Below are 13,654 nucleotides of genomic sequence, written 5' to 3' on the forward strand. Positions count from 1 at the left end.
GACAGGCCGGGACCGCGGCCCTGCAAAAAGGGGGGCCGCGGTCCCGGCCTGCAACGCCTATGTGGCCGGCTGGTCCGGTTAGGCCAGCAGTTCCTCCAGGGAAGCAACCATGCTGCCCTCGAAGCCCTCCACAACCTCACCCATGCGGTTCAGCCAGACGCCCAGCAGCCCTGCCGCCGTCGAACCCTCCGCATCCAGCAGCCGGTTATCGCCCACGTACAGCGTTTCGCCCGGGGCAGTGCCCAGCAGCCGGACGCCCTCAAGGTACATGGCCGGATCGGGCTTGGCCACGCCAAGCGTGTCCGTGCCCACCAGGTGCGTGATCCGCTCCAGCCCGGCCCCGTCCAGCTTGGCGCGCTGGTAGTCATGGACGTTGTTGCTCACGGCGCCGTAGGGCACTCCCGCATTGTCCAGGACGTCCAGGAGGGGCAGCACATCGGGGAACGGCTTCACGTACGCGGGCTGCTTCTCCATGTAGGCCGCCAGCCACCGGTGCGACTCCTCGCCCTCGCCCAGGTCAACGCCGAAGTGTCCCAGTGCCGCACGCCCGCGGAGCAGGCGTTGTTCGTTGAACGTCAGCTCGCCGGCCAGGTAGCGGTCGTAGAAGTGGGTGGTCTCGTGGGTGAAGATGCGGCCGAACCGCTCCCACCCGGCCTGGTCCAGTCCGGGCAGGAGGTGTTCGCTGACCTCGCGCAGCGCGGTGGTCATCGAATACTCGAGGTCCACCAGGGTGTCGTCAATGTCGAACAGGACGCCCCGGACACGGCCGAAAGGTGTCTCCAGTATGCCGGCTCGGGCCGCTTGGCTGGGAGCGGTCATCAGCCGCGGAAGGCGCGGAGCCGGCGCAGGGAGGACTCCTTGCCCAGGATCACCATGGACTCAAACAGCGGCGGCGACACGCGGCGGCCGGAAACGGCCGTGCGCACCGGGCCGAAGGCAAGCCTCGGCTTGATGCCCATGTCCTCCACCAGGGCCTGCTTGAGTGCGGCCTGGATGTTGTCCGGCGTCCATTCCGCCACCGGTTCCAGCGCGGCGATGGCGGCATCAAGGACCTCGGGAAGGTTGGCGGGAAGGCCTTTGCGTGCGTCGTCGGCGATGTCGATGGCGTCATCGGCCTTGAACAGGAACGCCAGCATGTCCGGGGCTTCGCCCAGGAGCGTGATGCGTTCCTGGATCAGCGGCGCCGCCTCGGTGACGATTTCCTCTTCGCGGTCTGTCAGGATCTCCCCCACCAGGCCTGCCTCGCGCAGGTAGTGCGCAACGCGGTCACGGAACACCTTGGGCTCGAGCATCCGGACGTGGGTGCCGTTGATGGCCTCGGCCTTCTTCAGGTCGAAGCGGGCCGGGTTGGCCAGGACGTCGTGGACGTCAAAGTGCTCCACAAGCTGCTCCACCGTAAAGATGTCCTCGTCCGCGCTGAGGGACCAGCCCAGCAGGGACAGGTAGTTCAGCAGCCCTTCCGGGATGAAGCCCCGCTCCCGATGCAGGAACAGGCTGGACTCGGGGTCGCGCTTGGACAGCTTCTTGTTGCCCTGGCCCATGACGTAGGGAAGGTGGCCGAACTCCGGCATGTACTCGGCGACGCCGATGGCGTACAGCGCCCGGTACAGGGCGATCTGGCGGGGCGTGGAGCTGAGCAGGTCCTCGCCGCGCAGCACATGGGTGATGCCCATCAGAGCGTCGTCCACCGGGTTGACCAGCGTGTAGAGCGGCGCACCGTTGGCCCGCACCACGGCGAAGTCAGGGACGGAACCGGCCTTGAACGTGATGTCGCCGCGGACCAGGTCGGTGAACGTGATGTCCTCGTCCGGCATGCGCAGGCGGAGGACAGCCTGCCGGCCCTCCGCCCGGTACTGCGCCAGCTGCTCCTCCGTCAGGTGCCGGTCAAAGCCGTCGTAGCCAAGCTTCGGGTCCCGTCCGGCCGCGCGGTGGCGCGCCTCGATCTCCTCCGGGGTGGAGAAGGACTCGTAGATGAACCCGCCGTCATGCAGCCGCTTGATGACGTCCTGGTAGATGTCGCCGCGCTGGGACTGCCGGTACGGCTCGTGCGGGCCGCCGACCTCAACGCCCTCGTCCCAGTCGATGCCCAGCCACTTCAATGCGTCGAGCAGCTGGTGGTAGCTTTCCTCGCTGTCCCGCGCCGCGTCCGTGTCCTCGATGCGGAAAACCAGCGTGCCCTTGGTGTGGCGCGCGTAGGCCCAGTTGAACAGGGCCGTCCGGATCAGTCCAACGTGCGGGGTACCCGTGGGCGACGGGCAGAAACGGACCCGGACGGGCGTCTCGGCGGTAACGGGCGGAATGGCTGCGGCGGGTGACGAAGAAGCGATAGTCATAGTGGCTTCAACTTTACCCGCCTGGCCGGGTCCGGCCTTCCGCCGGCCGGACAGGCCTAGCGGCGGACGATGGGGTTGGAAAGCCGTCCGATGCCCTCGATTTCCACCTCGAAGCGGTCGCCCTCCTTGACCAGGCCCACGCCGGCGGGCGTGCCGGTCATGATCACGTCGCCCGGCAGCAGGGTAAACGCCTGCGATACCACCGACACCAGTTCGCGCACGCCGCGGATCATCTGGCTGGTGCTGCCGTCCTGGCGCACTTCACCGTTGAGCCTGCCCTGGATCCGCAGGTCCTCCGTGTCCAGGTCGGTCTCGATCCAAGGCCCCAGCGGCGCGGAGGTGTCGAAGCCCTTGGCGCGGGTCCACTGCAGATCCGTTTTCTGGACGTCGCGGGCCGTGAGGTCGTTGCCGCACGTGTAGCCGAAGATGACATCGTCCACGCGGTCTTCCGGCACGTCCTTGCAGATCCGGCCGATCACCACGCAGAGTTCAGCTTCGAAGGAGACCTCTTCGGAGAACTCCGGCAGGACTACGGGGTCGTTGGGGCCCACGACTGCGGTGTTGGGCTTCAGGAAGAGCAGCGGCTGGGCGGGGACCTCGTTGCCGAGTTCATGGGCGTGATCCACGAAGTTCCGGCCAACGCCGATCACCTTGCTCCGCGGGATGATCGGCGCCAGCAGCCGGACGTCCTCCAGCTTGTGGCGCACGGATGTGCGCTCCACGCCATGGAAGAAGGGGTCGCCGTGGATGACAGTGATTTCCTCACTGCCCGGTTCACCTTCCATAACGCCGTACAGGGGATCGGAATCGACTACAAACCTGGCAATACGCATGGCTCCTACCCTACCGTCCCGCCGGTGCCGCCTGGCCCGCGCTGCCGCCGCCGCGCAGGTAGGACAGCTGCGCGGCCACGGACAGCTCGGCGGCACGCCGCACGGAAGGCTCGACGTCGGAATAGACGGCGTCGGCCACTTCCCCCGCGGCTGCATCCTGGCCCAGCCGGTCCAGCGCGGCGCGGATCTGCGCCAGCCGTTCTTCCCGGTGTGTCCGGTAGTCCCGTGCGATGGCTTCAAGGGAGGGCAGCACCGGGCCGTGGGCCGGGAGGACGGTTGCGGGCCCCAGCGCTTCGAGCCGGTCCAGGGATGCCAGGTAGTCGCCCAGCGTGCCGTCCGGATAATCCAGGACGGTGGTGCCGCGGCCAAGGACGGTGTCGCCCGTCAGCACCGATCCATGGTCCCCGTCCGCAGGCAGGTGGAAACAGACGGAGTCTGAGGTGTGGCCGGGCGTGGCCAGGACGACGATCTCCAGCCCTGCGGCCTGAATCACCTCTCCATGGACCAGCGGCACTCCCCCGCCGTGGCAGTGGCCGGGATCCGCCGCCCGGACCGGCGCGCCCGTCAGTTCATGCAGGCGGGCGGAACCCGCCGTATGGTCCGCGTGCCGGTGGGTCACCAAAATCAGTTCGACGGCGGCGGTCCCGGCCAGTGCGTTCAGGTGCGTTTCGTCCCGGGGACCGGGATCCACGACCACCACGGAGGAATGGCCGGGGGCACGCACGAGGTAGGAGTTGGTGCCGTCCAGGCTCATGGGGCCGGGGTTGGGTGCCAGGATGAACTGTGTGAGCCCGGAGCTGCGCTGCAGCCGGGGGCCGGAAACTGAAGTCACCGGTCCATCCTTGCATCCGGCGCTGCCCCACCCCAGCCCCGCAGCGCGTCGGTGTGCCGGCATCCACCCCGCAACAGTCAGCAGCTTGTTCGCACAACCACGCCTTCAAGGTCAGGATCTGCGAACCAGCCCAGGAATGCCTGTTGGCCGGAACGCAGGACGGCGCCTGCCGGACCCAAGTCCGGCAGGCGCCGTCGTACATTGAAAACTGCCAGGCTATGCCAGGCGGGTCAGCCAGCCGTGGGTGTCCGGCTCCGTGCCCGTCTGGATGCCCAAGAGCTTTTCGCGGATGGCCATGGTGGTCTCCCCCGCCTTGGCGTCCTCGGAACCGATGAACTCGGTGGCGTCCTTGAGGACTCCGATGGGAGTGATGACGGCTGCCGTGCCGCAGGCGAACACTTCGGTGATGTCACCGGAGGCCACGCCGTCACGCCACTCGTCAAGGGTGATCTTCCGCTCGGAAACCTCGCGGCCCATGTCCTTGGCCACCTGGATGACGGACATCCGGGTGACGCCTTCCAGGATGGTCCCGGTGAGCGCGGGCGTTACCAGCGAGCCGTCCTTCATGACGAAGAACACGTTCATGCCGCCCAGTTCTTCCACGGCGTTGTCGTTGGCCTGGTCAAGGAACAGGACCTGCTTGCACCCGTTGGCCTCGGCCTCCTGCTGCGCGATCAGCGAAGCCGCGTAGTTGCCGCCGCACTTGGCGTCGCCGGTGCCGCCACGGCCGGCGCGGGCATACTGCCGGGAGATCCAGATGGACACGGGCTTGAGCTCGCCGCCGAAGTAGTTGCCGGCAGGCGAGGCGATCACCCGGAAGGACACCTCGCGGGCGGCGCGGACGCCCAGGAAGGCCTCGGTGGCGATCATGAACGGCCGCAGGTACAGGGCCTCGCCGTCGCCGGAGGGGACCCACTCCTTGTCCACTGCCACCAGTTCGCGGATGGCGCCGAGGAAGTATTCGGCCGGCAGTTCCGGAAGGGCCAGCCGGCGGGCGGATTTGTTCAGCCGCGCCGCGTTCGCCTCCGGGCGGAAGGTCCAGATGGACCCGTCCGCGTGGCGGTAGGCCTTCAACCCTTCGAAGATCTCCTGGCCGTAGTGGAAGACGGCGGCGGAAGGATCCAGGACGATCGGACCGTAGGGTTCGATCCGGGCATCGTGCCAGCCGCCGTTGCCGTCCGCGTCCACGCTGTAGTCCACGATGGCGGTGTGGTCGGTGAAGTAGTTGCCGAATCCCGGGTTTGCCAGGATGGCTGCACGCTCTTCGGCGGACTTCGGGTTGGCCGAAGGCTGCCGGGTGAATTCGACGCCATGGGCGGTCTGGGTCATGGTTCCTCCACGATCGGCCGCCACCTCGTTCAGCGCTGAACGGCGGGGCGGCATTTGGTGATTCGAGACAAGCTTACGCCCGATGCCGGATGCCCCGGCGCGGGCTAAAGGCCGGCGGTGATGGCGTCGCCCACGGCCGTGGTGCTGCGTGCGGTGCCGTCACGCTTTTCGACGTCGGCAACCACGGCAGCTTCAATCCTGCGGGCGGCGTCCGTGTAGCCCAGGTGGTCCAGCAGGAGGGCCGCGGAGAGGATCGCCGCGGTGGGATCTGCCTTGCCTTGGCCGGCGATGTCCGGCGCGGAACCGTGGACCGGTTCGAACATGGACGGCGCCGTGCGGTCCATGTTGATGTTGCCGGAGGCGGCCAGGCCGATGCCGCCGGTGATGGCAGCGGCGAGGTCGGTGATGATGTCGCCGAACAGATTGTCCGTGACGATGACATCGAAGCGGGACGGGTCCGTGACCATGAAGATCGTGGCGGCGTCCACGTGCAGGTAGTCGTGCGTGACGTCCGGGAATTCCTGGGCGACGGCTTCGACGGTGCGCTTCCAGAGGTGGCCGGCGAAGACCAGGACGTTGTGCTTGTGCACCAGGGTGACGTGCTTGCGTTCCCGTGCGCTGGCGCGTCGGAAGGCGTCACGGACCACGCGCTCCACGCCGTGGGCGGTGTTCAGGGAAACTTCGGTGGCTACCTCGTGCGGGGTGCCCGCACGCAGGGTGCCGCCGTTCCCGACGTAGGGCCCTTCAGTGCCTTCGCGGACCACGATGAAGTCGATGGTGCCGGGGTTGGCCAGGGGGCTGCCGACGGTGCCGTAAAGCCGGGAAGGCCGCAGGTTGACGTAGTGGTCCAGGCTGAACCGGAGCTTGAGGAGCAGCTCACGCTCGATGATGCCGGACGGGATCCGGGTGTCGCCGGGGGCGGCGCCCACCGCGCCGAAGAGGATGGCGTCGCGGGTCTTCAGGTCGGCCAGGACGTCGTCCGGCAGGGTCTCGCCGGTGCGAAGCCAGTGCTCGGCGCCGAGTTCGTAATGCGTGGGCTTGAGCTCCACGCCCTCCGCCGCAACAGCCTTTTCCAGGACTTTAAGGGCCTCGGCAATGACCTCGGGGCCGATGCCGTCGCCGGGAATAACTGCAAGATCGATGGAGGATGCGCTCATGTCTTCAGGGTAGCCAGACCATCCATATGCTGGTCAAGCCGTCCCATATTCCGGACACCGGGTCCGTCGGCGGCGTTGGAGTCCCGGACGTGTACAGCGATCAGCCCCAGGCATGAGGCACCCGCCACCGCATCAGCATAGAGTTTCGGGGTGGAATTACGGCACAAGGCTTATCACTGGCTCCGGGTCAACACCTTCCGGGTGGACCTGGTCCTCATGCTGGCGCTCCTGCTTTTCTGCGGCCCGGTGTACCTCATCGCGGACCGACCCTGGCACTTCGTGCTGTCGAGCGCACTGGTGGTGCCGCTGGCATGGCGACGCACCCGGCCGGTGCCCGCGGCGGGCGCCATTGTGCTGGCATCTCTGGCGTTGTGGGCGTCCGGGCTGGAGCCCCTGGCGGGATTGATGGCTGTTCCGCTGATCATCTATGCCGTTGCCGCCTACGGTCCTGCCTGGGCCAGCCGGTCGGTCCTTGGCCTGGGCCTGCTGGGCGGCGTGCTGCTGACCACCCGAAACCTCAGCAGCACGGCCCAAACGGGCGTGCTGGGCCTCACCATCAGTGCCGTGTACACCGTACTGATCTGGATGCTGGTGTTGTTCAGTTGGACCCTCGGGGACTTGACACGCGTCCGCCGTCAGCAGCTGCAGACCCTCGCGGACCGTGCCCGTCGGCTCGAAACCGAACAACAGCAGGAACGCTCCCTGGCCGCCGCCGATGAACGCGCCCACATTGCCCGTGAGATGCACGACATCGTGGCGCATTCCCTGTCCGTGATCATCACCCAGTCCGACGGTGCACGATACGCCGCGGCAGCCAACCCTGCCGTGGCCACGGAAACGCTGGCCACCGTCGCCGCCACGGCACGGGAATCGTTGGCGGAAATGCGCCGACTGCTGGGTGTGCTGCGGCACGGCGATGAGTCCACCACCCGCCCGTTGCCCGGACTTGTGGACCTCGATGAGCTGTTCCTGGGGTTCCGTTCGGCCGGCCTGCCGCTGGACGTCGAACAGCTGGGATCGCCGCGGCGCACCCTGCCTCCGGGCGCCGAACTCACGGCATACCGGGTCCTCCAGGAATCCCTGACGAACGTCCTCAAGCATGCAGGTCCGCGGGCCCGGGCCCGGGTTTTGGTGCGGTGGCAGCCACGCGGGCTGCAGCTCGAAGTGCACGACGACGGCCGGGGCGCTGCTGCCCATCCGGCGGTGGGTGCCGGGGAAGACGGCGGTAACGGGCTGCGGGGCATGCGGGAACGGATCAGCCTTTACGATGGTTCGTTGGCGGCCCGCCCGGCCGCGGGCGGGGGCTTCCAGGTTTCGGCCTTCCTTCCCTACACCGAGGCTTGAGCATGACTTTGCCACTAGACCGTGACACAACCGCTCCGATCCGAGTGGCGCTGGTCGATGACCAGCAACTGGTGCGGTCGGGATTCAGAATGCTGATCAACTCCCAGCCGGACCTTGACGTCGTGGTCGAGGCCGGGAACGGGCTCGAGGCACTCCAGGCCCTCGGAGCAGCAGCCGCCGACGTCGTCCTGATGGACGTGCGCATGCCGGGAATGGACGGCATCGAGGCCACCCGCAGGCTTATCGAACGCGCCGCTTCCGCCCCCGCCGGGTCAGCCAGGGCTGAACTTCGCGTCGTGGTGCTCACGACCTTCGATCTGGACGAGTACGCACTGGCGGCAATCGAAGCCGGCGCCAGCGGTTTCCTCCTGAAGGACGCCCCGCCGGAGGAACTGCTGGAAGCCATCCGCACGGTGCACCGCGGGGACGCCGTCATCGCCCCCTCCACCACCCGCCGGCTCCTGGACCACGTAGCTCCGCTGCTGCGCGCGCACGGCAACGAACGGCCCGAGGACCACGAGGCCGTCGAACGGCTCACAGCCCGCGAGCGCGAAGTGTTCACCCTCATGGCACAAGGGCGATCCAACCCTGAGATCGCGGCAGACCTGTTTGTCTCCGAAGCAACCGTCAAAACGCATGTAGGGCACATCCTGGCCAAGCTTGGGGCACGGGACCGGGTCCAGGCAGTCGTGCTCGCCTACGAGACCGGGGTGGTCACTCCCGGGGGCTGACGCCTGGCGCGGTGGTCTCAGACCTGGGTATGAGGCCGGCCCCGGCAGGACCAGACCACCGGCCGATCCCCGGGCGCCGGGTGCGGCCATAGCGTGGAAACATGACAACTTCCGCGCATGCCCATACTGCTTTGAACAGGCAAAACATCACCTCCGCTCCCGCCGTGCAGGCCCTCTCCCTGGCCAAGACGTACGGCCGCGGCGCCACCCGCGTCAGCGCCCTGCGTGAGGTCAGCGTCACATTCGATGCCGGCCGCTTCACCGCAATAATGGGCCCTTCCGGCTCCGGAAAGTCCACCCTGATGCACTGCCTCGCCGGCCTGGACACCGCGGACTCCGGACGGATCCTGGTGGGCGGGACGGACATCACGGCCCTGAACGACAAGCAGCTCACCACTCTTCGCCGCGACAGGATCGGATTTGTCTTCCAGGCCTTTAACCTCGTGCCGACGCTGACAGCCGAACAGAACATCACGCTGCCGCTGGCACTGGCAAACAAGGCCACCGACGCCGCCTGGTTCGACACAGTGGTGGCCACGCTTGGCCTTAAGGACAGGCTCCGGCACCGGCCGCACGAGCTCTCCGGCGGTCAACAGCAGCGGGTGGCCGTGGCCCGGGCCCTGCTGACCCGGCCCGACGTGGTGTTCGGGGACGAACCTACCGGCAACCTTGATTCGACCGCCGGCGGCGAGGTCCTGGCACTGCTGCGCCGCAGCAGCCGGGAAATGGGCCAGACGATCATCATGGTCACCCACGATCCGGTGGCGGCCAGCTACGCCGACCGCGTGGTCCTGATGAGTGACGGCGGTCTGGTGGGCGAGATCGCCGAGCCCACCGCCGGGTCCGTCCTCGCTGCCCTCGGCAAGCTGGGAGGCTGATCGTGCTGCGCGTTGCCTTCTCGCAATTCCAGTCCCACAGCCGCCGGTTCATTGCCGTCGGCCTGGCGGTGATGCTGTCAGTGGCGTTCCTGTCCACCACCCTGATGATGGGGGCGAGTACCCGTGCTTCGCTGGGTGCCAGCCTCGGAGAGGCCTACAGCAAGGCCGGCCTCATCGCCACCCCGGACACGGGAACCTTCAACGATGCCGCCCTGGCAGCAGTCCGTGCGGTACCTGGCGTGACCGAGGCCTATGGCCGGATGGAGGCGTACACCGAGTTCACCGCCGGCGGCCAGGAGGTGTTTGCGCAGGCCCGGAACCTGGCGCCGATGGCCTTGGAAACCGCGGCCGTGACCTACGGCGCCCTCCCGGAGAGTGCTGACGGCGTTGCGGTGGACGGGGCTGCCGCCGCCCGCTACGGGCTGCGCATCGGCGACTCCCTGACCCTCAGGGCCCCCGGCGGCGCCACAACCGTGGCCATGACCGTCACCGGGATCCTTCGCGGCAGCAACGACCCCTTCACCTCTGCCCTCCCGCAGATCGTCGCCGGGACACCGGCCGTCAGTGCCCTGGCAGCCGGTGCCCGGGACCCGCAAGGTGGTACCGGCGCCGGCGCCGGCTACGGGACCATCCAGTTGGCCCTGGCTTCAGGCATCGACGCCGCCACAACCAGCAAGAACGTGCTGGCGGCGCTCACCGGCGTCGGCGCCGGCGCGCAGGTCAAAACAGCAGACGAACAGGTCACCGCCCAGGTGGCGATGATGACCGGAGGCCAGGATGAACTGACAATCATCCTGCTGGCGTTCGCCGGGGTCGCCCTGATTGTCTCCGGCCTGGTGGTGACCAACACCTTCGCGGTGCTGGTGGCCCAACGCACCAGGGAACTGGCGCTGCTCAGGTGCCTGGGGGCGTGCCGGAGCCAGGTACGCAACTCGGTCCTGGCCGAAGCCCTGGTGGTGGGCCTGGTGTCCTCTGCGGCTGGTGTGCTCGCCGCCGTCGCCCTGATGGCTGCCCTGATCGGCTGGGCCGGGACGCAGCCGGACATGGCGTTTGCCACCATGGCCGTCCCGTCGTCGTCCGTCATTGCGGGGCTGGCAGTAGGCACATTCCTGACCCTGGGCGCCGCCCTGGTTCCCGCGAAAGCTGCCACGGCCGTGGCTCCGCTTGCTGCCCTGCGGCCGGCTGACGATGCCGGAATCGGGAACCGGCGCGGCCGAGTGCGACTGGTGCTGGGCCTTGCCGCCCTTGCCCTTGGTATTCCGTTGCTGGCCCTCGGCGCCGCGGGCGTGATGCTGGTGGTGGCCTTCGCCGGCGGCGTGCTCTCCTTCGTCGGAGTCCTGCTCTGCGCCACCCTGTTCGTCCCGCAGCTGGTGGGCCTGGCGGGACGGTTGGCCTCCCCTGCCGGCGTCCCCGGGAAGCTGGCCGCACTCAATGCCGTCCGCAACCCGGCCCGGACTTCCGTCACCGCTGCCGCCCTCCTGATCGGCGTCACGCTGGTGTCCCTCATGATGACCGGGGCTGCCACTGCCCGCCAGGCGTTTGATGACGCCCTCGCCGGTACCTACCCCGTGGATATGGCCATCACCGGGGGTGCACTGACAGCCCTCGAGCGTGACGCAGTAGCACGGATCGACGGCGTCGCTACTGCGGCCTTGCTGCCGGTAGCAGGCACCATGGCCGGCGAAGGCATGGACAGCCCCGTCTATGCCCTCGACGCGGCGGAGGCCGGCCGGCTGCTCCGCGACACCACTATTACCCTTGAACCGGGCAGGATCTACCTGCCCGAAGGCTCCCCGGCCGGATCCGTTGAGGTCAACGGCGCCGCCGGACGGGCCACCTTGGAAGCCGTGGTGCTGCGGACCCGCAACATCCCGGCCCTGGTGTCCACCGACACCGCCCGCCAGTCGGGCCTGACGGGCAGTGGCGTTGCCCCAACAGACAGTGCGCGGACCGATGGCACCGGCCCCGCGGCCAGTGCCGTCTGGCTGCGCCTGGCGGACGCTCCCGGCGGCGCACCGCTGTCCGCAGACCGGATCAAGGACATCCAGTCCGCTGTTGCCCAGGCAGCAGGCGTGTCCGCGGGTGCGGTCAGCGGCGCCGCCATAGAGCGGGTCACCTTCAATGAGGTCATCGACGTACTGCTCCTAGTGGTCACGGGCCTATTGGGGGTGGCGGTGCTGATCGCGCTGATCGGCGTGGCCAATACACTGTCGCTGTCCGTGCTCGAACGGACCAGGGAGAACTCCCTGCTCCGGGCGCTGGGCCTTACCAAAGGCCAGCTGCGGGGCATGCTGGCCCTTGAGGCAGCCCTGGTGGCCGGCGTCGCCGCAGTGATTGGTGCTGTCCTGGGCAGCGTCTATGGCTGGCTGGGGGCGCGGTCCGCCCTCGGCAGCCTGGCCGAGGTCACACCCTCCGTCCCTTGGCTGCAGTTGTTGGGGGTACTGGCCGTGGCCGTGGTCGCCGGCCTGCTGGCGTCGGTCATTCCTGCCCGGCGTGCGGCACGGCTGTCGCCTGTCCAGGGGCTTGCCGCCGCATAGCCCGCCGACGGCCGGGCCAGGGCGCCGGAACGGGAAAGGGCAGGTGGCGCGGAAGTCCGCCTCACCTGCCCTTTCGTGCGCCGGAACCTCAGGCTTCGGCCGGTTCCTCGAACTTGGGGAACACAGGAGTGGGAGCCGGCAGTGCCGTTCCCGGGACGATCGGGCTGGCGATGGCGGCGAACTGGCGGGCTTCACCTTCTGCCTGGCCCAGGGCGTCCAGGAGCTTGGCCGTGGCGTTGGGCATGACCGGCTGGGCCAGGATGGCCACGATCCGCAGGACCTCCAGGGTCACGTACAGGACGGTGTTCATGCGTTCGACGTCGGTCTTCCGCAGGACCCAGGGCGCCTGATCGGCGAAGTAGGCGTTGGTGTGGTGCAGCACGCCCCAGACAGCTTCCAGGGCGCGGCTGAATTCCTGCTTGTCGAAGGCGGCGCGGGCGGCGTCCAGCAGGCCGTTGGCCTGGTCAAGGATGGCCTGGTCCGCAGCCGTGAACTCTCCGGGGGTGGGAACCGAGGCGCCGCAGTTCTTCGCCACCATGGACAGCGACCGCTGTGCGAGGTTGCCGAAGTTGTTCGCCAAGTCCGCGTTCATGCGCCCCACGATGGCCTCATGGTTGTAGCTGCCATCGGCCCCGAACGGGACTTCGCGGAGGAAGAAGAACCGCACCTGGTCCAGCCCATAGCGGGCAACGAAATCGGCAGGAGCCACCACGTTGCCCAGGGACTTGGACATCTTGACCCCGTTGTTGTGCAGGAACCCGTGGATCATGACCCGCTTGGGCAGATCCAGCCCTGCGCTCATCAGGAAGGCGGGCCAGTAGATGGCGTGGAACCGGGAGATGTCCTTGCCGATGATGTGGACGTCGGCGGGCCAGTACTTCCGGAACTTGTCCGAGTCCACATCCGGGTAACCGACGCCCGTGAGGTAGTTGGTCAGCGCGTCCACCCAGACATACATGACGTGCTTGTCGTTGCCGGGCACGGGAACGCCCCAGTCGAACGTGGTCCGGCTGATGGACAGATCCTCCAGCCCGCGCTTGACGAAGCTGATGACCTCGTTGAACCGGTACTGCGGCGCGCCGAATTCCGGGTGGGATTCATACAGTGCCAGCAGTTTGTCCTGGTAGGCGGACAGCCGGAAGAAGTAGCTCTCCTCCGCCGTCCACGTCACCTCAGTGTCCGTCTCTTTCGAGTAGCGCACGCCGTCGTCCTTGACCACGGTGTCATCCTCGCCATAGAAGGCTTCGTCCCGGACGGAGTACCAGCCCTCGTACTTGGAGAGGTAGATGTCCCCGTTCGCTTCCATCTTCTTCCAGATGGCCTGCGAGGCAGCGTAGTGGTCCTCGTCCGTGGTGCGGATGAAGCGGTCGTAGCTGATGCCCAGCGCGGCGTGCGCGGCCATGTAGACCTCCGCGTTCCGGTCCACCAGCTCCTTGGGCGTGACGCCCTCCTTCTCCGCGGTCTGGGCAATCTTCATGCCGTGCTCGTCCGTGCCGGTCAGGAACATCACGTCATAACCGTCCAGCCGCTTGAAGCGCGCCATGGCGTCGGTGGCTATGTACTCGTAGGCATGACCGATGTGCGGCACACCGTTGGGGTAGGTGATGGCCGTGGTGATGTAGAACGGCGTTTTTTCTGGAGCAGTCACGTTCGGACGGTTACCTTCAGTGCGGAGTGGGC

At 67.8% G+C, this 13,654-nt stretch carries 11 protein-coding genes; 4 read left to right on the forward strand and 7 right to left on the reverse strand.

All coding sequences use genetic code 11. From position 1 onward, the window contains the following. Positions 1-78 precede the first annotated feature (78 nt). The 6 genes from LDO86_RS12000 to LDO86_RS12025 form a co-directional block, all read right to left on the reverse strand. Entirely contained in the window at positions 79-819 is a 741-nt protein-coding gene (locus LDO86_RS12000; RefSeq protein ID WP_018768324.1) for an HAD family hydrolase, read from the reverse strand. Then, positions 819-2,333: a glutamate--tRNA ligase gene (gene gltX, locus LDO86_RS12005; protein ID WP_018768325.1), complete on the reverse strand. Its 1,515-nt coding sequence runs from the start codon at positions 2,331-2,333 to the stop codon at positions 819-821. Before gltX ends, LDO86_RS12000 begins: the two co-directional genes overlap by 1 nt. 56 nt (positions 2,334-2,389) lie before the next feature. Continuing rightward, positions 2,390-3,166 carry a fumarylacetoacetate hydrolase family protein gene (locus LDO86_RS12010; protein WP_224083995.1) on the reverse strand — a complete coding sequence of 259 codons (777 nt, stop codon included), beginning with the start codon at positions 3,164-3,166 and terminating at the stop codon, positions 2,390-2,392. 10 nt (positions 3,167-3,176) lie between these two features. Next, positions 3,177-3,998, reverse strand: a complete 822-nt coding sequence (locus LDO86_RS12015) for an MBL fold metallo-hydrolase (protein ID WP_018768327.1) — start codon at positions 3,996-3,998, stop codon at positions 3,177-3,179. A 216-nt stretch (positions 3,999-4,214) separates the two neighbouring features. Next, positions 4,215-5,327 carry a branched-chain amino acid aminotransferase gene (locus tag LDO86_RS12020; protein ID WP_018768328.1) on the reverse strand — a complete coding sequence of 371 codons (1,113 nt, stop codon included), beginning with the start codon at positions 5,325-5,327 and terminating at the stop codon, positions 4,215-4,217. A gap of 104 nt (positions 5,328-5,431) precedes the next feature. Beyond that, entirely contained in the window at positions 5,432-6,484 is a 1,053-nt protein-coding gene (locus LDO86_RS12025; RefSeq protein ID WP_018768329.1) for a 3-isopropylmalate dehydrogenase, read from the reverse strand. Between the two features lie 150 nt (positions 6,485-6,634). On the opposite strand from LDO86_RS12025, the gene LDO86_RS12030 reads away from it, so the two are divergent. From LDO86_RS12030 to LDO86_RS12045, 4 genes are all read left to right on the forward strand, one after another. Continuing rightward, complete coding sequence (locus tag LDO86_RS12030) at positions 6,635-7,828, forward strand: histidine kinase (RefSeq protein ID WP_018768330.1); 1,194 nt, start codon at positions 6,635-6,637, stop codon at positions 7,826-7,828. Positions 7,829-7,830: 2 nt separating this feature from the next. Then, complete coding sequence (locus LDO86_RS12035; RefSeq protein ID WP_196804743.1) at positions 7,831-8,559, forward strand: response regulator transcription factor; 729 nt, start codon at positions 7,831-7,833, stop codon at positions 8,557-8,559. Between the two features lie 101 nt (positions 8,560-8,660). Beyond that, positions 8,661-9,437, forward strand: coding sequence for an ABC transporter ATP-binding protein (locus LDO86_RS12040; protein ID WP_134163869.1), 777 nt, complete (start codon positions 8,661-8,663; stop codon positions 9,435-9,437). A gap of 2 nt (positions 9,438-9,439) precedes the next feature. Continuing rightward, the gene (locus LDO86_RS12045) at positions 9,440-11,974 is read left to right on the forward strand and encodes an FtsX family ABC transporter permease (protein ID WP_224083996.1); all 2,535 of its coding nucleotides are present in this window, start codon (positions 9,440-9,442) and stop codon (positions 11,972-11,974) included. Between the two features lie 88 nt (positions 11,975-12,062). On the opposite strand, the gene metG is transcribed toward LDO86_RS12045, so the two are convergent. Further along, positions 12,063-13,622 carry a methionine--tRNA ligase gene (gene metG, locus LDO86_RS12050; protein ID WP_018768335.1) on the reverse strand — a complete coding sequence of 520 codons (1,560 nt, stop codon included), beginning with the start codon at positions 13,620-13,622 and terminating at the stop codon, positions 12,063-12,065. Positions 13,623-13,654: the final 32 nt, after the last annotated feature.

It is taken from the genome of Arthrobacter sp. StoSoilB19, assembly GCF_019977275.1.
Lineage (GTDB): Bacteria > Actinomycetota > Actinomycetes > Actinomycetales > Micrococcaceae > Arthrobacter.